General features: G+C 65.6%; 21 protein-coding genes. 9 read left to right on the top strand and 12 right to left on the bottom strand.

Annotated elements, in window-relative coordinates; all coding sequences use genetic code 11:
• The first annotated feature begins 3 nt into the window (after window positions 1–3).
• The 3 genes from GDN70_RS01185 to GDN70_RS01175 are packed head-to-tail and all read left to right on the top strand — an operon-like array spanning window position 4 to window position 2,513.
• Window positions 4–1,104, top strand: coding sequence for a branched-chain amino acid ABC transporter permease (locus GDN70_RS01185; protein WP_038972795.1), 1,101 nt, complete (start codon window positions 4–6; stop codon window positions 1,102–1,104).
• Window positions 1,094–1,825, top strand: a complete 732-nt coding sequence (locus GDN70_RS01180) for an ABC transporter ATP-binding protein (RefSeq protein ID WP_028141880.1) — start codon at window positions 1,094–1,096, stop codon at window positions 1,823–1,825. Before GDN70_RS01185 ends, GDN70_RS01180 begins: the two co-directional genes overlap by 11 nt.
• A complete protein-coding gene (locus GDN70_RS01175; RefSeq protein ID WP_152102064.1) occupies window positions 1,818–2,513 on the top strand; it encodes an ABC transporter ATP-binding protein in 696 nt (231 codons plus the stop codon). The genes GDN70_RS01180 and GDN70_RS01175 overlap by 8 nt, the downstream gene beginning before the upstream one ends.
• A 225-nt stretch (window positions 2,514–2,738) precedes the next feature.
• Here the strand turns inward: GDN70_RS01175 and GDN70_RS01170 are convergent, their stop codons facing one another.
• The 9 genes from GDN70_RS01170 to GDN70_RS01130 form a co-directional block, all read right to left on the bottom strand.
• Complete coding sequence (locus GDN70_RS01170; RefSeq protein WP_152102063.1) at window positions 2,739–3,251, bottom strand: hypothetical protein; 513 nt, start codon at window positions 3,249–3,251, stop codon at window positions 2,739–2,741.
• A gap of 2 nt (window positions 3,252–3,253) precedes the next feature.
• Window positions 3,254–3,982, bottom strand: coding sequence for a hypothetical protein (locus GDN70_RS01165; RefSeq protein ID WP_152102062.1), 729 nt, complete (start codon window positions 3,980–3,982; stop codon window positions 3,254–3,256).
• Between the two features lie 11 nt (window positions 3,983–3,993).
• Window positions 3,994–5,106: a tetratricopeptide repeat protein gene (locus GDN70_RS01160; protein WP_152102061.1), complete on the bottom strand. Its 1,113-nt coding sequence runs from the start codon at window positions 5,104–5,106 to the stop codon at window positions 3,994–3,996.
• Between the two features lie 26 nt (window positions 5,107–5,132).
• The gene (locus GDN70_RS01155) at window positions 5,133–5,573 is read right to left on the bottom strand and encodes a hypothetical protein (protein ID WP_152102060.1); all 441 of its coding nucleotides are present in this window, start codon (window positions 5,571–5,573) and stop codon (window positions 5,133–5,135) included.
• A 1,035-nt stretch (window positions 5,574–6,608) separates the two neighbouring features.
• Complete coding sequence (locus GDN70_RS01150) at window positions 6,609–8,123, bottom strand: murein L,D-transpeptidase family protein (protein WP_173015735.1); 1,515 nt, start codon at window positions 8,121–8,123, stop codon at window positions 6,609–6,611.
• A 504-nt stretch (window positions 8,124–8,627) separates the two neighbouring features.
• The gene (locus GDN70_RS01145) at window positions 8,628–9,590 is read right to left on the bottom strand and encodes an acetyl-CoA carboxylase carboxyltransferase subunit alpha (RefSeq protein ID WP_018320570.1); all 963 of its coding nucleotides are present in this window, start codon (window positions 9,588–9,590) and stop codon (window positions 8,628–8,630) included.
• 321 nt (window positions 9,591–9,911) lie between these two features.
• Window positions 9,912–10,871: a site-specific tyrosine recombinase XerD gene (gene xerD / locus GDN70_RS01140; RefSeq protein ID WP_028141871.1), complete on the bottom strand. Its 960-nt coding sequence runs from the start codon at window positions 10,869–10,871 to the stop codon at window positions 9,912–9,914.
• A 76-nt stretch (window positions 10,872–10,947) separates the two neighbouring features.
• A complete protein-coding gene (locus tag GDN70_RS01135) occupies window positions 10,948–11,355 on the bottom strand; it encodes a nuclear transport factor 2 family protein (RefSeq protein ID WP_028141870.1) in 408 nt (135 codons plus the stop codon).
• Between the two features lie 46 nt (window positions 11,356–11,401).
• Window positions 11,402–12,439, bottom strand: a complete 1,038-nt coding sequence (locus GDN70_RS01130; protein WP_152102058.1) for an aldehyde reductase — start codon at window positions 12,437–12,439, stop codon at window positions 11,402–11,404.
• Between the two features lie 104 nt (window positions 12,440–12,543).
• On the opposite strand from GDN70_RS01130, the gene GDN70_RS01125 reads away from it, so the two are divergent.
• On the top strand, window positions 12,544–13,140 hold the full coding sequence (locus tag GDN70_RS01125; RefSeq protein WP_244625849.1) for a TetR/AcrR family transcriptional regulator: 597 nt from the start codon (window positions 12,544–12,546) through the stop codon (window positions 13,138–13,140).
• A gap of 16 nt (window positions 13,141–13,156) precedes the next feature.
• On the opposite strand, the gene GDN70_RS01120 is transcribed toward GDN70_RS01125, so the two are convergent.
• Window positions 13,157–13,303 (bottom strand): hypothetical protein, encoded by a 147-nt coding sequence (locus GDN70_RS01120; RefSeq protein WP_014439243.1) that lies wholly within the window; start codon window positions 13,301–13,303, stop codon window positions 13,157–13,159.
• 183 nt (window positions 13,304–13,486) lie between these two features.
• Between GDN70_RS01120 and GDN70_RS01115 the strand changes: the two genes are divergently transcribed.
• The 3 genes from GDN70_RS01115 to GDN70_RS01105 are packed head-to-tail and all read left to right on the top strand — an operon-like array spanning window position 13,487 to window position 16,580.
• A complete protein-coding gene (locus tag GDN70_RS01115) occupies window positions 13,487–14,110 on the top strand; it encodes a shikimate kinase (RefSeq protein WP_028141867.1) in 624 nt (207 codons plus the stop codon).
• The gene (gene aroB, locus GDN70_RS01110; RefSeq protein WP_028141866.1) at window positions 14,107–15,255 is read left to right on the top strand and encodes a 3-dehydroquinate synthase; all 1,149 of its coding nucleotides are present in this window, start codon (window positions 14,107–14,109) and stop codon (window positions 15,253–15,255) included. The genes GDN70_RS01115 and aroB overlap by 4 nt, the downstream gene beginning before the upstream one ends.
• A 20-nt stretch (window positions 15,256–15,275) precedes the next feature.
• On the top strand, window positions 15,276–16,580 hold the full coding sequence (locus GDN70_RS01105; protein ID WP_028141865.1) for an HlyC/CorC family transporter: 1,305 nt from the start codon (window positions 15,276–15,278) through the stop codon (window positions 16,578–16,580).
• A gap of 112 nt (window positions 16,581–16,692) precedes the next feature.
• Here GDN70_RS01105 and GDN70_RS01100 read toward each other — a convergent pair whose 3' ends face one another.
• Window positions 16,693–16,962 (bottom strand): BolA family transcriptional regulator, encoded by a 270-nt coding sequence (locus GDN70_RS01100; protein WP_028141864.1) that lies wholly within the window; start codon window positions 16,960–16,962, stop codon window positions 16,693–16,695.
• Between the two features lie 106 nt (window positions 16,963–17,068).
• On the opposite strand from GDN70_RS01100, the gene GDN70_RS01095 reads away from it, so the two are divergent.
• Complete coding sequence (locus tag GDN70_RS01095; protein ID WP_028141863.1) at window positions 17,069–17,701, top strand: J domain-containing protein; 633 nt, start codon at window positions 17,069–17,071, stop codon at window positions 17,699–17,701.
• A gap of 265 nt (window positions 17,702–17,966) precedes the next feature.
• Here GDN70_RS01095 and GDN70_RS01090 read toward each other — a convergent pair whose 3' ends face one another.
• The gene (locus GDN70_RS01090) at window positions 17,967–19,061 is read right to left on the bottom strand and encodes a citrate synthase/methylcitrate synthase (RefSeq protein ID WP_028141862.1); all 1,095 of its coding nucleotides are present in this window, start codon (window positions 19,059–19,061) and stop codon (window positions 17,967–17,969) included.
• Window positions 19,062–19,142: 81 nt separating this feature from the next.
• On the opposite strand from GDN70_RS01090, the gene GDN70_RS01085 reads away from it, so the two are divergent.
• Window positions 19,143–20,363 (top strand): citrate synthase family protein, encoded by a 1,221-nt coding sequence (locus tag GDN70_RS01085; protein WP_038972785.1) that lies wholly within the window; start codon window positions 19,143–19,145, stop codon window positions 20,361–20,363.
• The last annotated feature ends 133 nt before the right edge of the window (window positions 20,364–20,496 follow it).

The following is a 20,496-nucleotide window of genomic DNA, read 5'->3' as shown; positions in this document are numbered from 1 at the left end:
GGAATGCTGAAGTCGATGGGCGCAGTGAAACAGGCGATCCCCGCCGAGATCGGCGGGGAGGCGGACGTCGCCATGGATAGCGGCCGGACGGCGAAGCGCGCGTCGGCGCGGAAAGTGCTGCCGATCGTCGAGGGCGTCGTGCTGGTCGCGGCGCTGCTCGCGCCGCTGCTGCTGCAGGACTATCTCACGGTGTTCGCGACGCGCGTGATCATTCTGGCGCTGTTCGCGCTGTCGTTCGATCTGGTCTGGGGCTATGCCGGCATCATGAGCTTCGGCCAGGCCCTGTTCTTCGGCTCGGCAGGCTATGGCGTGGCGCTGCTCGCGCGCGACCTCGACATCACCAACATCTTCCTGGTGCTGCCGGCGGGCACCATCATCGGCCTCACCTTCGCGCTGCTGCTTGGCGGCTTCCTGCTGCTCGGGCGGCATCCCTCCAGCGTGATCTTCGTCTCGCTCGGCACGCTGACCGGCTCCTACGCCGCCGATCGCCTGGCGCGCGGCTGGTATTATCTCGGCGGCCAGAACGGCATCCCCTCGATCGCGCCGATGTCGCTCGGGACTTACGAGTTCACGGAAGGACCGGCGTTCTATTATCTCGTGCTCGGCATCCTGGTCGTGGTCTACCTGCTCTGCCGTTTCCTGGTGCGTTCGCAATTCGGCCTCGCGCTCGCCGGCCTGCGCGAGAACGAGCAGCGCATCGCTTTCTTCGGCTACAAGGCGCAGCACCTCAAGGCGATCATCTTCACCATCGGCGGCGGCGTTGCCGGGCTTGCCGGCAGCCTCTACGCCTTCCACGAGGGTTTCGTCTGGCCCAACATGGTCGGCGTCGTCGTCTCGACCCAGGTCGTGCTCTACGTGCTTTTCGGCGGCTCCGGCACGCTGATCGGCGCCGTCATCGGGGCCGTCATCGTCGAGGGCGTCAGCTTCTGGCTCTCGGACAATTATCGCGACATCTGGCCGATCATTCTGGGCTTGCTGCTGCTGCTCGTCATCCTGTTCCGGCCGCTGGGCCTGATCAGCTTCGTGCTCGGGGAGCGCGAGCGAGTCGGCAGCTTCGGTGCCAAGGCCAAGGAAAACGTCGGGGAGCATCGCGATGCTCCTTGAGGCCGCCGGCATCACGAAAATCTTCGGCAAGCTCACCGCGCTCGACGGTGCCGCGCTCAGCGTCGGCGCCAACGAATTCCACGGCCTGATCGGTCCGAACGGCTCCGGCAAGAGCACGCTGATGAAGTGCATCGCCGGCGCCGAGGTGCCGACGCAGGGCAAGGTGTCGTTCGTCAATACCGACATCACCGCCTTCACGCCGACCGAGCGCGCCCGCGCCGGCATGAGCCTGAAATTCCAGATCACCAGCGTGCTGCCGTCGCTGACGCTGTACGACAACATCCTGCTCGCGCTGCAGGCGCAGTCCTCGCTGGTCGACCTCGTGTTCTCGCGCACGAGAGCCGCGCTGCACGACCAGGTCATGACCATGCTGACGCAGTTCCGCCTCGCGAATCGCGCCTTCGAGGCCGCAGCGGCGCTGTCGCACGGCCAGCAGCAATGGCTGGAGATCGCGATGGCGCTTGCCGGCAAGCCGAAATTGCTGCTGCTCGACGAGCCGACCGGCGGCATGAGCCTGGAGGAGCGCCGCGTCACCGGCGAACTGCTTCAGCCGATCAAGCAGCATTGCTCGCTCGTCATCGTCGAACACGACCTCGATTTCATCCGCGACATCTGCGATCGCCTCACCGTGCTCGACCAGGGCAAGGTGCTGGCGTCTGGTACCGTGTCCGAGATCCAGGCCAACAAAGCCGTCCAGGAGATTTATCTGCGCCGTGCCTGAATTTTTGGACATCAAACATCTCGATGCCGGCTATGGCCGCAGCCAGGTGCTGTTCGACGTCACCCTCGGCATTCCCTGGCGCGGCGGCGTCGCCGTGCTCGGGCGCAACGGCGCCGGCAAGACTACGCTGATGAAGACCATCGTCGGCGAATTGCCGGCCTGGAAGGGCGAGGTCGCCTTCGACGGCCGCGACATCAGTCGCCGCGCCACCCAGGAGCGGGTGCGCGCCGGCATCGGCTACGTGCCGCAGGAGCATTCGGTGTTCGCGCGCCTGTCGGTGCGCGACAATCTCGCCGTCGGCTCGCTCGCGAGCAAGAAGGCAGACGCGGTCGACCAGGTGCTGACCATCTTCCCGAAGCTCGGCCAGCGCCTCGACCAGCCCGCCGGCACGCTGTCCGGCGGCGAGCGCAAGATGCTCGCGATCGGCCGCGCCATGCTCGGCGATCCAAAACTGCTGCTGCTGGACGAGCCGACCGAAGGCGTCTGGATCGGCGTGATCGAGGAGATCACCGAACGCCTGATCGAGCTCGCCAAGAGCATCGCCGTCATCATCGTCGAGCAGCACCTCGACCTCGCGCTGCGCGTCGCCGACTACGCCTATGTGCTCGACCGCGGCCGCGTCGCGCTGCAAGGCGAGGCGGGCGAGGTGCGGGGCAATCCGGAGCTGATGCGATATCTGGCGCCGTAGAGTGTCACTTGCCACCAGCTCCAAACCCCTCGCAACGCGCCCTTCAGTCCCGTCATCCCGAGGTGCGAGCAGCGCGATGCGTAGCATCGCGTAGCGAGCCTCGAAGGATGAACGGCCGAGCTGTCAGTCGGGCCGTCGCCATTCGAGGGCCGCTGAAGAAGCGGCCACCTCAGGGTGACGATCAGAGATTGTCGATCGAGGGGGACCGGCACGAAAGTCGAGCGGTTACTTCACCGCCCCAAGGCCGCCGCACCTTTCGATGGCGGCCCGCCAGCCGGCCGCATCGATCCTGGGAAGTTGGTAGCTCGTCGTCCTGCTCGAAATCGTCAGCGGCGACGCTCTCTCCATCAGGCCGAGCAGGCGCGCCTGGGCCCGCTTCCAGCGCTTGCCGAACAGCTCGGGGTCCTGCCTCGAGTAGCCCAGATCCCATTGGACAAAATTGGTCGCGTCGTCGTCTGCCGAAATCTCCTCGAATTCGCCAGCGAGCTTGATTGACTTGCGGCCGTTTCCGATCGTGATCGTTGCCTTTCCGGCGCGGCCGGCCTCTCCGGGATATCTTGCATGCAGGCCCAGAGCGCGTCCGCAGCCCAGCATGAACGTCACCTTGCCCTGATCCCTGTAGCTCAGCGAGGGAAGATCGCGATTGTCGAATTCCAGCTTCCAGCTTCCCGCAGCGAAAGAAGGAGCAGCAAGGAGAGCCAAGGCAGGTGCAACGGCAAAGGCAAGGGCGGCCTTCATGGTCACGTCCTTCGCGGGTTCGGAACGATCTTGATGTGCCGTGCGATGGCTTCGAGCAGCTCCGGGTCCTCGACCGCGACCGGCGGCGGCGGCTTGCCCTCGAGCGCCTGGCCGATCGTATGTCGCTGGTCATCCCTGGCCGCGATCTTGTCGCGATGGAAGGCAACGATCTCGGCAAAGGGATAGTCCAGCTCCTCGGCCGTCAATTCGGCGATCAGCGCCTCGGCGGCTTCCCAGCTCGATGCCCGTCGCAGCACGTCGAGGAGCAGCAGGCGGGTATCGATCGAGGTGATCCGGGGCCCCTCGAGATGACGGGCGGCTCTGAGGCGGAGTGCAGCCGCGTCGGACGGCCGGTTGCTGTCGTCGGCCACCCATGCCGCCGACAGGGTGCTCAGGAATGCCGATCTGCGTTCTCCGTCAAAGGCGTGCTGCGCGGCGCGCACCAGGAAGCGGCGCGATACCGGGTCGGGCGCAGGGTCGAGCGAGGCGGCGCGGAATTCGGCGGTATCGAGGAAGCTCCGCGCCTTCGCGTCGCCCTTGTCGATGCTCGGGGCGACGTAGCCGCAATAGGGGCATTCCTGAAGCCAGCTTGCGATGGTCCAGCGGTACATTTTCGGCGGCCTCTGGTCGAGGTCGCGAGAGCCGAACGAGTTCGAGCTCATCAGCACGGAATGCTCGGAGGTCTTGCCGCAGCAATGGCATTGCAGCTTCCAGGTGTCGTAATCTGTCATCCGAGGTCCACCTACGCTCCCCATCGCTTTCGCAGATTGTCGCGAAACGTCTCCGACGCCTGGACCAGCGTCTCGAGCACGCCTTTCTGACTGCCGCCGTAGAGCACCTTCCGGTTGCCGGCCATGTCCAGGATGCTGCGACGAAAGATCGGCTTGCCGGCATCGAGGAAAGTCCGCAGCACCGCGAAGCCCCGCTCCAGGACCGGCTCCGCATCTTCCACCCGTTCGCGCGCATAGCCCGTGGCGAGCTCCGCCAGGATCCAGAGCAGGGCCGCAGCGTCGTCTCCATAAGTCCGCTCGCAGATCTCCAGCAGCCGCTTCAGCAAAGGCTCGGCCTTCCAGAACTCTCCACAGTCGAGATAGGCCGATATCATGGCTTCGAGAGCCTTCTGAACCTCCAGGCTGTCCGGTCCAAATCGTTCCTCGATGATGTCGAGACCGGACGCGAAGGCGGTCACGGCCTTGCGCAGACTCTCGAATTTGGCCCCGTGTCGCTGCAGTTTGCAGGAATTGGCATGGACGATGGCGGAGGTGAGCAGCGTCCGGGCCGCTTCCTCGCTTCTCTTCCCGAATATCTTCTCCTTCAGATGCAGGCTGCGCTGCAGATTCGTCTCGGCGTCCTCCCATTTCGTCAGGCGCGCGCCGATCTCGGCGAGCGTGTCGACCGCGGCTGCCACTTCGACGCTGACGGCGCCGTGGACCTTCTCCAGGATCGAGATGCTTCGCTCCAGAAAAGCCCTGGCGCGGGAATAATCCCCGGCGGAGGCCCATTTCCGGGCGATCGCTTCGCATTCCTCGGCGGCCTGCCAACTGTGCTCGCCGGAAAGCCTGGTCCTGATAGCCAGCCGCCGCAGCTGAAACGGCTCGACCAATTTGAAGTCGACGCGGCCTGCCTGGCGGATCCATTCATCGAGGTCGCCCAGGATGGACTGCGGCCCATGCAGGCTCTCCTGGATCGAGATGCAGCGGTCGAGAAAGGGGATGGCCTCGACCGGGTCCTCGCTGCGGCAGATCAGCTTGATCAGCGTGCGCAGGGCTGTGACGACCTCGTCGCTGATCGGACCGTGCCGCTTTTCCAGCCCGGCGATGTGTCGAAGGTGGTTCTCTGCGTAGAAGGATGCCATGGACCGCTCTGTTCAACCTCGGCCGCTCAAAGCCGCATCCTGGCGAGTTTTTCGCCGCGAGTCCGGCTCGGTCGTGAGCCGAATGCCTTGCGGCACAGCGGCCCGAAGGCTTCGATGGATGCGAGGGCGCCGGCGCCGACATCCGCGGGCCTGGCCTCGAAGGTCTTGACCCGCCCGTTCTGACCAACGATGGCGGTCACGTCGCAGAGGAAATCCTCGCGCCGCTCGCCTTGGTCGGCTGCCTCGAAGGAGGCCGTCGTCTTCATTCGCCAGTGATAGGCGCGGTCCTGGTCCTTGCGGCCGAAAGGGACGATCTGATCGGGGTGGCCGTATTTCTGCATCAGCTCGACGACGGCGGTGCCCCTGAAATCGTCGCGTGGTCCCGCCAGCGCGTGCTGGTCCGCGACTGCGACCGCCGACAGAACGAAAAGAAAAATCACCGTACGAAGGAAAGTGCGTTGCAGCATGCCTTGGGCTCTATCGGAGGCAGTCGAAAGATATCTGATTACGTCCTGGCAACGCGGTTTGCACGCGCAACTTTCGGCCGAGCGAGAGGCGCTGGCGAACGATGCGGGGGGCCGCTCGCGAAATTGCCGGATAGCGCTTCCCGCCTTCGCTCTCCGAGCTACGGCTGACACCTCGCTCATCCGGGCTGCGCTCACCCGCTCCGGTTCTTCCAGTGTCAAACAGCCGACATGACATCGCGATCCCGCAGCGCTTTTCGCCCGGGTTTTGCTTCGCTTCTGGCGCCCTTCGGAATCGGAAGGGCGCAGGGAAGGCCGGGTACCGGCTGGCACCCGCGAGCCCCTGTGCAATGATGCGTAAGTCAACGCTCACAGGGGAGACACAGGTGCAGCCCGATAACCGGCCTTCCCTGCGCAGTGGTTTGACGGCTTATGTCGCGCTCTCCCCGGGGAGCGATGCACTCTTGCCCCCGTCGCCTCGCGAGATCGCTGATGTGCGCTACCCGGTCGGGCACGCACACCACCGCGGAGACTTGACGCCAGCCTGCGGGCGCCAGGACCACACGATTTTGCCGTACGCGGCCCCGCTTCGCCCTTCGGGCTTCGCAGGGCATGGCCGCGCTGTCGTACCGCGCCCGCTGATCGCTCACGGGGAGACCCCGCCCTGCGACCGCACCTGGCGCCAACACCGCCCGCGTCCACCGCAACTCACCCCACGAACCGTGACGATCGCGACCCGCCCCTTCCGGCGGGATGAGATGGCGAGGGAGTATAGGGTGTGTCGCGGTTCGGGTAAAGAGAATTAATTTAATCCGAAGAGGCGATTGAATGGATCGTCATTTGGACTGCGCATCCTGCCAACACCGTCATCCTGAGGTGCGAGTGGCGCGATGCGCAGCATCGCGCCGGGAGCCTCGAAGGATGTACGGGCGAGCTGCCAGCCGGGCCGTCGCCCTTCGAGGGCCGCTGAAGAAGCGGCCACCTCAGGGTGACGGGGAGGCATGGTCGATCGCGAGAACAGGTGCGCGGTGTGCCCGCCTACTTCACCGCCCCAAAGCGGCTGTCGAACGAGTTCGACGAGATCACCGGCGCGGCGCCCATGATCTGCGTCGCTTCACCGGCACCATCGCTCACCGACGGCTTCAGCGCCGGGCGCGTTGCGGCGAGGCGGGTGTCGGGCTGCTTTGCCGGTTCGGCGGGCTTGGCGGCCACGGTCGCAGCCGGCTTCGGCGCATCCTTTGTCGCGTCCTTGGACTTGTCATGCCCCGGCACGAACCGGGTCACTGCGGCCTTGAGCCGCGACGCTGCGGTCGGCGGCGTCGTGGTCGTGGTGGCCGGGGCCACGGATGCCGTGGCTTGCGGCGGCGGGGTGGTGGCCGTGGTGTCGGATGAGCCCATGCCCATCTTGCGGCCGAGGTTGGAGAAGAAGCCGCCGGACTTTTCAGCCGGCGCGGCGGTGGCGACGCGCGCGCTGGTCGCGGGGGCGCTGACGGCGACCACCGGCTCTTCCTGCGGCGCAGGCGCGGACGCCACGCTGTCGAGGTTCGGCTTGGGCGGATTGACGTGGCCGGGGATCGTGCCCGGCGCCTTCGCCATCGCCAGCATCTGCAGCGTGGTGCCTTCGGCGCCCTCGGACAGGCCGGTCGAGCCTTCCGGAATCTTCGCCGCAAAGATCTTGTTCATGCCGCCGTCGATGCCGGTGTTCATGCGCGCCACCGGCGTGCCCTTGGCGACCAGCCTCGCGTATTCCGCCTCGTCCTTGGCTTGTTTGCCCCGCACGGCGGCGACGACGTCCTCGGGAATCACATAGGCCGGGCACTTTGCCGAGGCGTCGAACACCGGATCGCGCTTTGCGTCCGCGGGCTTCGCCGCGTCGAAGACGTACTTCTTCTCGCAGAAATCGACCTTCGGCTCCTGCCGCGTCACCTCGAAATGATCATAGCCTTCCTTGATCATCTTCCAGAACGGCATGTTCGGATTGTTCCGGTGCTTGGCCATGTTCACCGGCGTCATCTTGAACGGATAGGCCTGCAGCTGGAACGCCTTCTGGCCGCCGAAGAAGGATTCGCGGCCGAGCGAATAGATCTCCGCGATCTGCTCGTCCGTCATCGCGTAACAGCCGCGCGAAGAACAGTCGCCGTGCACCATCAGCTGCGAGCCGGTGCGGCCCAGCGCCTTGTCGAACGCGTTCGGATAGCCGGTGTTGAACGAGAGGTAATAAGCCGATTGCGGATTCATCTGGCTCGGATTGATCGAGTAGAATCCCTCCGGCGCCTGGCGGTCGCCTTCGCGCACCTTCGGTCCGAGGTCGCCGGACCAGCGGCAGATCGGATAGGTCTTGAGCAGCGCGAACTGGCCGTTGCGGGCCTGCTTCCAGACCTCGAGCTCGGCCTCCTGCTTGAACAGGCGCACCAGGATCGGCGACTGCAGATCCATGTCCTTCTCGACCATCGCGGCGAGAAGCTTTGGCGGCACCGGCTGGTTGGCCTTGGCGTTGGTCGCGAGCGAGACCTGGTCGGTATCGCAGCCGGCCAGCAGGACGCTGGCCGTCATCAGCGCGACCGAAGCCAAAAGCGCGCGAGCAAGCGAACGAGAAATCAAGATGGACCCCACACCGTGCCGGGCAGAAAGCGCGAACCCCAATTCTGATGGAGCATGATCCGACCGGAGAACCGGACCCGTCGTGACGGGCTTTTTCAGCTCACGCCCCAGCGCATGTGCCCTGAAGCCATTGATTAAAATTCTAACCTCTGGGGCATGTGGTCGCAACCCGAGCGGGGATCACGAGCCCGTTGGCCCATCGGCATGGTCAACGAAGACTGAATGGACGCGACTTTGGGCCTTACTTTGGGACCGAACTTGGGCTTTTCGGCCCGACCCGGACTCAGATCGCTGATTTGGGCAAAAAAAGGGTTAATGCGGGGTTACCGGGGCGGCCCGACAGGTTTCGTAGGGTGGGCAAAGCGCAGCGTGCCCACGTTCTGCCCCATTGATGCGAAGACGTGGGCACGGCGCTTCGCGCCTTTGCCCACCCTGCGGCACCGGAATCGGGACGAATCAGCCCAGTTTCCGGCCGATATCGAGGAATTTCTGCCGGCGCTGCTTGCGGATGGCGTCGCCGTCGAGGCCCCGGAGCTCGTCGAAGGCCTTGGCGATGGCGTCGCCGGTGGTGGCGATCATGGCGGCGGGGTCGCGGTGGGCGCCGCCGACCGGTTCCTTCAAAATGCTGTCGATCACCCCGAAGCGGAGCATGTCCTGGGCGGTGATCTTCATGTTGTTGGCGGCTTCCTGGGCCTTGGTGCCGTCGCGCCAGAGGATCGAGGACGCCGCTTCCGGCGAGATCACGCTGTAGATGGCGTGCTCCAGCATCAGCACCTTGTTGGCGGTGGTGATCGCGATGGCGCCGCCCGACATGCCCTCGCCGGTGATGATGGCGACGTTGGGCACGGTCAGCGCCATGCAGGCATCGGTCGAGCGCGCGATCGCTTCGGCCTGGCCGCGCTCCTCGGCGCCGATGCCGGGATAGGCGCCGGCGGAATCGGCGAGCGACAGCACCGGCAGGCCGAACCGCTCGGCCATCTCCATCAGCCGCACGCATTTGCGGTAGCCCTCGGGGCGCGCCATGCCGAAATTGTGCTTGATCCGGCTTTCGGTGGAATCGCCTTTTTCCTGGCCCATCACGCAGATCGCTTCGCCGCGGAAACGGCCGAAGCCGGCGACCAGCGCCTCGTCCTCGCCGAACTTGCGGTCGCCCGCGAGCGGGGTGAATTCGGTGATCAGGCCCTTGATGAAATCGTTGAAATGCGGCCGCTGCGGATGCCGCGCGACCAGCGTCTTCTGCCACGGCGTCAGGTTCTGATAGAGGTCGGCCAGCGCCTGCGCCGCCTTGTCCTCGATCCGCCCGATCTCATCGGAAATGTCGGTGCCGGAGGCCGCCAGCGTCCTGAGCTCGTCGACCTTGGAGTCGAGCTCGGCGACGGGCTTTTCGAAGTCGAGATAGCTGCGCATCTGGTCTTGCATCAACTCAATATAGGGAGAACGGGGCGAGGCGGCGAAGCGGATTCGAACCTACGGAAAGAAGTGTAGCTTCTTCAATGAGTTGACCTGTGTGCTGCGGGCGGGCCCGTCAAATCATGCGAAGGCCTCGGCTCTTTCTGCGGAGATGTGGCCGAAGTCAAGGCGGTTTCGGCCTCCGCCGTCGTCCCCCGCGCACGCGGGGACCCATAACCACAGGGAGAAGTTTGGCGAAGATTGGCAGTGAAGAGGCCCTTCCGTGGGACTCACAGCGGCTGTCACAGATAGATCACGCGGTATGGGTCCCTGCGTTCGCAGGGACGACAGTCACTTCTCCGCCAGCGGGTGCAGGTCGCGCACGAGGCTCTTCAGCCGCTCCTCCACCACATGGGTGTAGATCTGCGTCGTCGAGATGTCGGTGTGGCCGAGCAGGGTCTGCACGATGCGCAAATCGGCACCATTGTGCAGGAGGTGGCTGGCAAAGGCATGGCGCAGCACGTGCGGGGAGACCAGCCGCGCCTGCAGCCCCGAGGCGACCGCGAGCTCCTTGAGGTCGCGGGCAAAATGCTGGCGCGTCAGATGTCCGCTCTCGCCGAACGAGGGGAACAGCCACTTGGAGGCGGCGAGGCTGTCCTTCTTCTTCTCCGTCTTCGCAGCTTCCGTCGCCGCGAGATAATCCGCCATCGCCTGGCGCGAGGCCTCGTTGAGCGGCACCAGGCGCTCCTTGTTGCCCTTGCCGCGCACCACGATCATGCGGGCGTCGCGCTTGGCCGCCGAGCGCGGCAGCGCCACCAGCTCGGAGACGCGCAGGCCGGTGGCGTAGAGCACCTCGAGCAGGCAATACAGCCGCAAGGCGCGCAGCCGCTTCGACGGCGAGGCATCTTGCGCCTCGCTCAATTCCTTGGCGCGGCGGAGCATGCGATCGACATCGGCGATCGACAGCACCTTCGGCAGGCCGCGGCCGCGCTTGGGGCCGGACAGGATCGCGGCGGGATCCTCAGCTCGGATGCGTTCGTTCAGCAGGAAGCGATAGAGATGCCGCATCGCCGACAGCCGCCGCGCGACGCTGGTGGATTTGAAGCCGCGGGCATCGAGATCGGCGAGATAGTCGCGCAAATTTTGCGTCTCGGCGTCGGCAAAGCTGTGCCCGACGCGGCCCAAAAATTCCGAGAAATCGGTGAGGTCGCGGCGATAGGCGTCGAGCGTGTTGGGCCCGGCGCCCTGTTCCGCCGCGAGCATGTCGAGGAACAGGCCGGTGAGCTTGGCATCTGAGGGCTTGGTGCGCATGCCCGGGAGGCTAGCTCCTATTTCTTGAGAAACTCACCAGCAATGGCGAGCGGGCCCGAACGCTCTCTTCGAAATTCTAGGCCATTTCGCTGATCGCCGTCGCCTGCGACCAGACCACCATCCAACGCCCCTCGCGGTGCTCGTAAGTGTCGGTGTGCCAATAGTCCGCAGGAGCAACGCGGTGGCCAGCAAAAACGATCTCCAGCCTGGCGCGATATCGGATCACGGCGTGATCGTTCTGCTGGCGGACTGCGATCGCGCCGGGTTCCCACATCAGGTACTGGATCTGCCCGCTCTGGATCGCACCCAGATATTCGCCCTTGGAGAGCGGCATGCCGATGGGCGTTATCAACTGAAACTCCGGTGCATGAAGCGGCTCCGCCTGCGCAATGTCTCCCTCGACCAGCGCGCGCAGCCGGGCCCGTTCGGTGTTGCGGATGTGCTCGGCTTGCGGTGAGTCCGTGTCGGTCGCGTGCGTCGTCATTGGTGGTTCTCCAGTTCTGCAAGGGTGGGCGAGGGGGTCCAGCCGTCTACGGCGTGGCGATCAAGCGATGGTCGATCAGGCTTTGGGCGCTGGCCCGGATGCAATCCTCATCAGGCCGTGGTTGCCAGTTCAGCACGCGATGCGCCTTGGCGGCGCTGATGCTGAGGTCGCGGTCGAGCTCATGCACGATCATGCGCGAGCGCCCGCTGAACGGGGCCAGCGCCCTCACCATCCAGTTCGGCACGTCGCCGCGCGGCAAGCGGGCCGCATAAGCCGGAAACGATGTCGCCAGCACCGCGGCCAAGTCCCTCAACCAGAAAAAACCTCCGCCGACGATGAAGCGCTCTCCGGTGGCATCAGGACAGGTCATCGCGCGGATATGGGCGTCGGCCACATCGCGCACGTCCGCGACCGCAAAGCCAAAGCGCGGCACACGCTTCAACTTGCCGCTCATCATTTGCTGGATCAGTCCAACGGACGTGCCGTATTGCGGGCCGAGCAGCGGTCCGAAGATCATGCCGGGATTGATCACGCACAGATCGAGCCCGCTGTTCCGCGCAAAGCTCCACGCGGCCTGCTCGGCCAGCGTTTTCGATTTGTAATAGGGCGTCGCCCGCGCGCTGGTCGGATCGGTCCAATCGTTCTCGGTGTAGGGAGGCTGGCCGCTACCGTGATTGGTGGCGGCGATCGAGGATGTCAGCACCACGCGTGCCACGCCGGCGTCATGGGCCGCGCGCAACACGCGGAGTGCACCGTCGCGCGCGGTCTGGATCAGCTCGTCTGCGTTGTCAGGCAATCCCGCCGGAAATGGCGAGGCCGTGTGAATGACATAGCGACAGCCCTTCAGAGCGTCGTCCCATCCGTCGTCGGAGCAAAGATCCGCCCGGGCAAAACTGAGCGCACCGGCGGCAGGCGCGGTCGCGCAAATCTGGCTCCGGATCCGGTTGCAGGCGTGCAGACTGCGGACGGTCCCGCGCACGCGATAGCCGCTCGCCAGCAGCTGGCTGGCGACATGGCCGCCGAGAAATCCGCCGACGCCGGTCACCAGGACCGTGGCGGTCGGTTGAGGAAGTTGAGAATCCATTTGATTTTTCAAGCTCTTGCTCCGGTCAAGTCGAATTAGACAATTAGACTGTAGTTGTCTAATCGTCTTTTGACGAATTGGACTCGAACTGTCAATATGTCTCGATGAAAGACAGCGATCACAAGGCCGGAGCAATTCTCGAGGCGGCATTGCCGGTGTTCGTCCGCCACGGCTTCCGCAAGACGTCGATGGCCGACATCGCGCGGGCGGCGGGCATCTCGCGCGCGGCGCTCTATTTGAGCTTTGGCAGCAAGGAGGAATTGTTTCGGGCCGGGTCGGAGCGGGCGCATGCCAAGACGATGCGCAGCGTCGAAGCCGCGCTCGCCGGCGACGGCGACGTGTTCGGCCGGATCGAGCTGGCGATTGCAGCGTTCCAGCGCGATTTGATCGTGCCGTTCGCCGGCAGCGCGGACGCGGCAGAGCTGTTCGACGCCAATATGACGCTGGCCAAGGACATCACGCTGGCCGCACGCGCCCGGTTGGTGGCTTTGCTTGCTCGCGCACTGGCCGATGCGCAAGCGCGGAATGCGATCACCCTGGACGCTTTGAAGGCCTCGCCGACAGACCTCGCCGGCATCATCGTGGCGGCGATGGAAGGGATCAAGGAGGCGCAGGCCGCGGGCCAGAATCTTCTCGAAGATACGCAGCTATTCTTGCGCCTGCTGCGCCTCGCTTTGACGCGAAGTTCGCAGGGCGCCTGACGCGTGCAACCAGCGTCTATTTCTTGAGAAACTTGTCCGGCGGGATCGTCACCGTCATTTCCCGCGACTTGGGACTGACGAAATTGGCCAGTGCGAAGACCACGCCATAGACGATGCCGGCGATCACGGCGACGACCGTCAGGAAGCGGAACAGGCTGGGCATCGTTCTGGGGTCTCTGCAGGGGGACTGGCGGGCAAATTAACCAATGAAATCATCCAACATGTTCGCCGTTTCGTGGCAAGAGTCCACTGGCGAGGCCCCCTGCGGGGTCGTATAGGTGGCCAAAGCATGCCGCCTTTGGCGGCAGATCGAGCGAGATCCAGAGCGAGATCCAGAGCAATATCCATGTCCGACGCCGCGTTGCCGATACCAGCTTCGCCCGAAGCCGACATCCTGTCGGCGCTCGGGGCGCGCTCGATCGTGCTCGTCGGCATGATGGGGGTGGGCAAATCCACCATCGGCCGCCGCATGGCGACCCGGCTGAAGCTTCCCTTCGTCGACGCCGACACCGAGATCGAGACCTCGGCCCAGATGACCATCCCGGAGATCTTCGAGCGCCACGGCGAGCAATATTTCCGCGACGGCGAGGCCAGGGTGATCGCGCGGCTGCTCGACAGCGGGCCGGTGGTGCTGGCGACCGGCGGCGGCGCATTCATGCGCGAGGAGACGCGCGCGCGCATCGCGGCGAAGGCGGTGTCGATCTGGCTCAAGGCGGACCACGACGTCATCATGCGCCGCGTGCGGCGCCGTGCCGACCGCCCGCTGCTCCAGACCGCCGACCCCGAGGGAACCGTGACGCGCCTGCTCACCGAGCGCGAGCCGGTCTACGGCCATGCCGATCTCACCATCGCCTCGCGCGACGTGCCGCACGACAGAATCGTCGAGGAGACCATCGAGGCGCTACGCGCGCATCTCTGTGGTGAGCAAGCCACCCAACCACCTGCCGACGTTGCGAGTGCCATACGATGACTGCGCCGTTGAAACATTCCGATCCCGTCAACGTCGAGGTCGCGCTCGGGAACCGTGCCTATGACATCGTCATCGGCCGCGGGGTGCTGGCCTCGCTCGGCGAACGGGTCGCGGCCTTGCGTCCCGGCGTGCGCACGGCGATCGTGACGGATCGAACCGTTGCAAAACACTGGCTCGAGCCCACCGAGGCTTCGCTTGCCGCCAGCGGCATCCCGACCTCGCGCGTCGTCGTCGAGGAAGGCGAGATCTCCAAGACCTATGCCGGCCTCGAAAAGGTCAGCGAGGCCCTGATCGCCGCCAAGATCGAGCGCAACGATCTCGTCATCGCGCTCGGCGGCGGCGTGGTCGGCGATCTCGCCGGCTTTGCCGCGGCGATCCTGCGCCGCGGCGTCGATTTCGTGCAGGTGCCGACCTCGCTGCTGGCGCAGGTCGATTCATCCGTCGGCGGCAAGACCGGCATCAACTCGCCGCAGGGCAAGAATTTGCTCGGCGCGTTCCACCAGCCGGTGCTGGTGGTCGCCGACACCGCCGTGCTCGACACGCTGTCGCCGCGGCAGTTCCGCGCCGGCTATGCCGAGGTCGCCAAATACGGCGTGCTCGGCGACGAAGCCTTCTTCACCTGGCTGGAGAAGAACCATTCCGACATCTTCAAGGGCGGCTCGGCGCGCGAGCATGCGATCGCGACCTCCTGCCGCGCCAAGGCCGGAATCGTCTCCCGCGACGAGCGCGAGACCGGCGAGCGCGCGCTGCTCAATCTCGGCCATACCTTCGGTCACGCGCTGGAAGCTGCGACCGGCTTCTCCGACCGCCTGTTCCACGGCGAAGGCGTTGCCATCGGCATGACGCTGGCGGCGCAGTTCTCGGCAAAGCTCGGCATGATCGGCGAAGCCGATGCGTCGCGCGTCGAGCGGCATCTGATCGAAGCCGGCCTGCCGACGCGCCTGCAGGACATCGCGGGCTTTGCGCAGGAAGGGCTTGCCGATGCCGACGCGCTGATGGCCTTGATGGCGCAGGACAAGAAGGTCACGCGCGGCAAGCTCACCTTCATCCTGCTGGAGGCCGTCGGGCGCGCGGTGATCGCGAAGGATGTCGAGCCGGCCCCGGTGCGGGACTTCCTGAAGGACAAGCTCGCCCTCAGGGCGTGATACTTGCTGTCGAGTGATGCATGGACTGGCTCGGATTCACCATCGTCGTCCTCTGCCTCCTGGTCTCGGCGTTCTTCGCCGCGAGCGAGACCGCGCTGACCGGCGCCTCGCGCGCCAGCATGCTCCGCCTCTCCAAGCAGGGTAATCACGACGCCGATGTCGTCTCCGATCTGCTCGACATGCGCGAGCGCCTGATCGGGGCGCTGCTGCTCGGCAACAACATCGCCAATATCGGCTCCTCGGCGATCGCCACCGCCATCTTCACGGCCTGGTTCGGCGATGTCGGCGTGCTCTATGCGACCGGCGTGATGACCGCGCTGGTCGTGATCTTCGCGGAGGTGCTGCCCAAGACCATCGCGATCAATGCGCCCGACCGCGTCGCGCTTGCGGTCGCGCGCCCGATGCGGCTGACGATGTACGTGCTGGGGCCGCTGCTGCGCATCGTCGAGGTCATCGTGCGCCTGCTCATGCGCCTGTTCGGCCTCGCCGGCGAGCACCAGGCGATCCTGTCGCCGACCGAGCGCCTGCGCGGCGCGGTCGACCTGTTGCACCACGAGGGCAAGTTCGAGAAGCAGGACCGCGACATGCTCGGCGGCCTCTTGGACCTGCGCGAGCTCCAGGTCTCCGACGTCATGATCCATCGCACCGAAATGATGATGATCAACGCCGATTTGCCGCCGGAGGAGCTGGTGCGCGAGGTGCTGGCGACCGAATACACCCGCATCCCGCTCTGGCGCGAGAAGCCGGAGAACATCATCGGCGTGCTCCATGCCAAGGACCTCCTGCGCGCGATCCGTGCTGCGGACGGCGACACCTCGCGCATCGACGTCTCCACCATCGCGCTGCCGCCCTGGTTCGTGCCGGAGATGCGGCCGCTCGCCGAGCAGCTCAAGGCCTTCCGCCGCCGCAAGACCCATTTCGCGCTCGTCGTCGACGAGTATGGCGAAGTCGAAGGTCTGGTGACGCTGGAAGACATTTTGGAGGAGATCGTCGGCGACATCTCCGACGAGCACGACGTCGTGGTCGCCGGCGTGCGCGCCCAGCCGGACGGCTCGGTCGTGGTCGACGGCTCGGTGCCGATCCGCGATCTCAACCGCGCCATGGACTGGCACCTGCCCGATGAAGAGGCAACCACCGTCGCCGGCCTCGTCATCCACGAGGCGCGCTCGATCCCCGACCGCGGCCAGAGTTTTACGTTCCACGGCTTCCGCTTCCGCGTGCTGCGCCGCGAGCGCAACCGCATCACCGCGCTCCGTATTTCACCGGTGCCGCGCGAGGCGGAGCTGGAAGAGGCGAAGCCGAGACGGGCGGGGACGTCGTTCTAAGCCCCCAGTCATTCCGGGGCGATGCGGAGCATCGAACTAGGGTGCGCCCTTGCGCACCCGAGAATCTCGAGATTCCGGGTTCGGCTCTTCGAGCCGCCCCGGAATGACGAAGCTAGTTTTCCCCCGGCGCCTTCGCCTGGATCGCCAGCGCGTGCACGCTGCCGGAGAGTTCCGCGGCCAGCGCCGAATTTATCATGCGGTGGCGCTCGACCCGGCTCTTCCCTTTGAAGGCATCAGACACGATATACACACGGAAGTGCGTCTCACCGCCTGGCCGATGGCCGGCGTGGCCTTCATGCAGATGTGACTCGTCGACGACATCGAGGCTTTCCGGCGTGAAAGCTTCCTGCAACTTGTTGCTGATAGTGTCGCGCATAGCCATGTTGTGCCATCCGGGTGCAGAGATCACACCCGTCAATTGCCGGGGTTCGCAGCTAATTGCAATGTCAAGACTTGAAGGTTTTTGCATTGCGTAGTCAAAGTCAGCCATGCCGATCGATTCATCAAAGTTCTTCGACTCCATCCGCGTGAAGCCGCGGGGCAAGCAGCCGGAAGTGAAGCCGCGCGACACCGCGGTCGGTTGCGAATGGGCCGGGTGCCAGAACAAGGGCGCGCATCGCGCGCCGAAGGGCCGCGAGAACCAGCGCGAGTACTGGCACTTCTGCCTGAACCATGTGCGCGAGTACAACCAGAACTACAATTTCTTCTCCGGCATGAATGCCGATGCCGTCGCGCGCTACCAGAAGGATGCGCTGACCGGCCACCGTCCGACCTGGAAGATGGGCGCCAATGGCGGCAAGAAGGGTGCGGAAGCCGAGATCGACATGGCGGCCGATCCGTTCAGCATGTTCAGCGAGATCAACGGCCGCGCGGGCTGGCGGAAGGGCCCCGAAGCCGCGCCCAAGGCCGAGACGCGCAAGGTGATGAACGCCGAGCGCAAGGCGCTCCAGGTCATGGGGCTCGGCCCCGATTCCACGCTCGCCGACGTCAAGACCAAGTACAAGGCCCTGGTGAAGCAGCACCACCCCGACGCCAACGGCGGCGACCGCTCGACGGAAGATCGCCTGATCGAGATCATCAAGGCGTATAATTATCTGAAGACCGTGGTGCGGGAGGCGTAGGGCCTCGCGGGCGCTGTGTAGGTGCGAGGCACCTCGGCGCCAAACCCTCGGTGTCGTCCCGGACAAGCGGAGCGCAGATCCGGGACCCATAACCCCAGGGAGACGTTTGGCGAAGACTCATAGTGAAATGGTCTTCCCGTGGTCCTCACACCTGTCTCTCACCGATAAATCACGCGGTATGGGTCCCTGCTTTCGCATTGCTTTCGCAGGGACGACAGCGGAGTGATTGACTCCGCTGTTGCGCCTCTTTCCGCGCGCTGGTCGCCTACGCCTCCGGCATCGCCCCCACATACGACGAACTCGGCCTGATCAGCCGCCCGGTCCGCCGCTGCTCGAGCGCATGCGCGGTCCAGCCTGCGGCGCGCGCGACCGCGAAGATCGGCGTGAACGCCTGCCTCGGGATCGCCAGCGCATCGAGCAGGATCGCGGTGAAGAACTCGACATTGGTCTCCAGCGGCCGCTCCGGATTTTTCTTGCGCAGCGCGCTGCGGATATAGGCCTCGACCTCGCCGGCGAAGGGCAAATCGGTGCCGTTGGACGCCAGCGCCTCGACTGCGGTCTTGAGCACGTCGGCGCGCGGATCGCGCACGCGGTAGACGCGGTGACCGAAGCCCATCATCCGCTCGCCGCGGGCCAGCGCCGCATCCACCCAGGGCTGGATGCGTTCGCGCGAGCCGATCGCGTCCAGCATCTCCAGCACCGGCTCCGGCGCGCCGCCATGCAGCGGGCCCGTGAGCGCGCAATAGCCCGCAGTCACCGCGGCAAACAGATCGGCTTGCGTCGAGGCCACCACGCGCGCGGTGAAGGTCGAGGCGTTCATGCCGTGGTCGCTGGCGGTGACGAGGTAGGCATCGAGCGCGGTGACTTCGCCGGTTTCAGGCGCGCGCCCGTGCAGCATGCGCAGCGTATCGGCGGCATGGCTGACATTGGGATCGGGTGCGACCGGGTCGAGTCCTTTTGCGCGCCGGACCAGCGCGCCTGCGATCACCGGAAACGCGCCGACGATCGTCGCTTCGTGCTCGAGCCCGTGCTCGGCGCGAAGTCCTGCGACCGCCGCGCGAAACCCGTCGATGACGCCCATGCCGCGCGTTGCCGGCAGCAGGTCCGGCAGCCGCGCGAAGGCGCGCTCGCGCGCAAGGCCGAGGCTCGCCCGCACATTGGCTTCGGTGAGGGTGGTCTTGCTGGCGCCGTTCCAGAGCCGGGCGGTGACGCCCTCGAAGCTCGACTGGCTCGCCAGTCGACCGACATGCTCGCCGGCGATGATCAGTTCGCCGCGCTCGCCGTCGACATGGCTCAGCACGGTCTCGGCCGCGGGAACGCCGTCCAGCCCGATCTGGCTTTTGGTGAGGTGGATGTTCATGGCCCAAATCTCCCTTTGCGTTGCACCAAGGGAAATTCGGGCCTCTCGACAGATTGATCAATCTTGATTACATAAATCAATATGAAAAATTCCGAGGGGCTCTATCTCTCCGCCCGGGAAGCCGCGGCCGAACTCGCGATCTCGCCGGCCACGCTCTACGCCTATGTCAGCCGCGGCCTGATCCGCTCCGAGCCGACGCCGGACTCGCGCAAAAACCGCTACCGCGCCGAGGACGTTCGCGCACTGAAGGAGCGCCGGGTGCCGTCCCCGGAGCCGCGCGGCCTGCGCAGCTTCGACGCCGACCTGCCTGTCATGGACACGGAAATCTCGACCATCACCGAAGAGGGCGCGATCTATCGGGGCGTCAATTGCGTCGATCTCGCCGAGAACGACACGCTGGAGCACACCGCGACGCTGCTGTGGGATGTCTCCGAGGTCGATCCGTTCGCTCCGGACAATCAGCCCGCGCTCTCCGAAGAGATGCGCACGATCGCAGAAGCTGCACGCCGGGCCGCGCCGATCGACCGCGCCATCGCCGTGCTCGCGCTGGCCGCGAGCGTCGATCCTCGTGCGTTCACCCGTGCGCCCGACGGCCGTGCCATGGTCGGCGGACGGATCGTCCGGCTGCTGGTCGCGACCATGCTCAATGCCGAACCCTCAGCCGAGCCGCTGCATCAGCAGATCGCAAAAGCCTGGGCGGCGGACAACAAGCACGCGCCCGATCTGATCCGCCGCGCCCTCGTTCTGCTCGCCGATCATGAGCTGAATGCTTCGACCTTCACGGCGCGCTGCGCGGCCTCGACCGGCCTCAACCTCTATGATGCCGTGATCGCCGGTCTCGCCTCGTTGAAGGGGCCGAAGCACGGCGGCGCGAGCGTGCTGGCCTCGCAGCTCGTCAAGACGCTGATCGATCGCGACGTCGCGCCGATGGTGCGCGAGCGCGTCGCGCTCGGCGAGCGGTTTGCCGGCTTCGGCCATGGCGTCTACAAGCGCGGCGATCCCCGCGCGCAATCGCTGCTGAATGCGCTCTCCCGCGCCGGCGCGCCGCGAAAATTCACGCGCGAGGTACCGGAGCGGATCGCGGAGGCGACCGGCGAATTCGTCAATATCGACTATGCGCTCGCGGTGCTCGTGCACGCGCTGCGCCTGCCCGCCGGCGGCGAGCTCGCTCTGTTCGCGATGGCCCGCAGCGTCGGCTGGATCGCACACGCCAGCGAGCAATTGCAGTTCGGCAAGCTGATCAGGCCGAGGGCAAGGTATGTGGGACCTGCGCCGGGGCGGAGAGTGGGGGCTGCGGGTTAGCGGCACTGCGAGCGCATCATATTCCGCTGTCGTCCCTGCGAACGCAGGGACCCATAACCCCAGGAAGCAGTTTGGCGAAGACTGGTTGTGGAAGAGTCCTCCCGGGGTACAAGCACCGCCGTCTTATAGATAG

The sequence above is a fragment of the Bradyrhizobium sp. TM102 genome (genome assembly GCF_009176685.1).
Classification (GTDB): domain Bacteria; phylum Pseudomonadota; class Alphaproteobacteria; order Rhizobiales; family Xanthobacteraceae; genus Bradyrhizobium; species Bradyrhizobium ottawaense.
The sequence above is the reverse complement of the archived record's forward strand: the minus strand, read 5'-3'. Positions and strand labels throughout refer to the sequence as shown.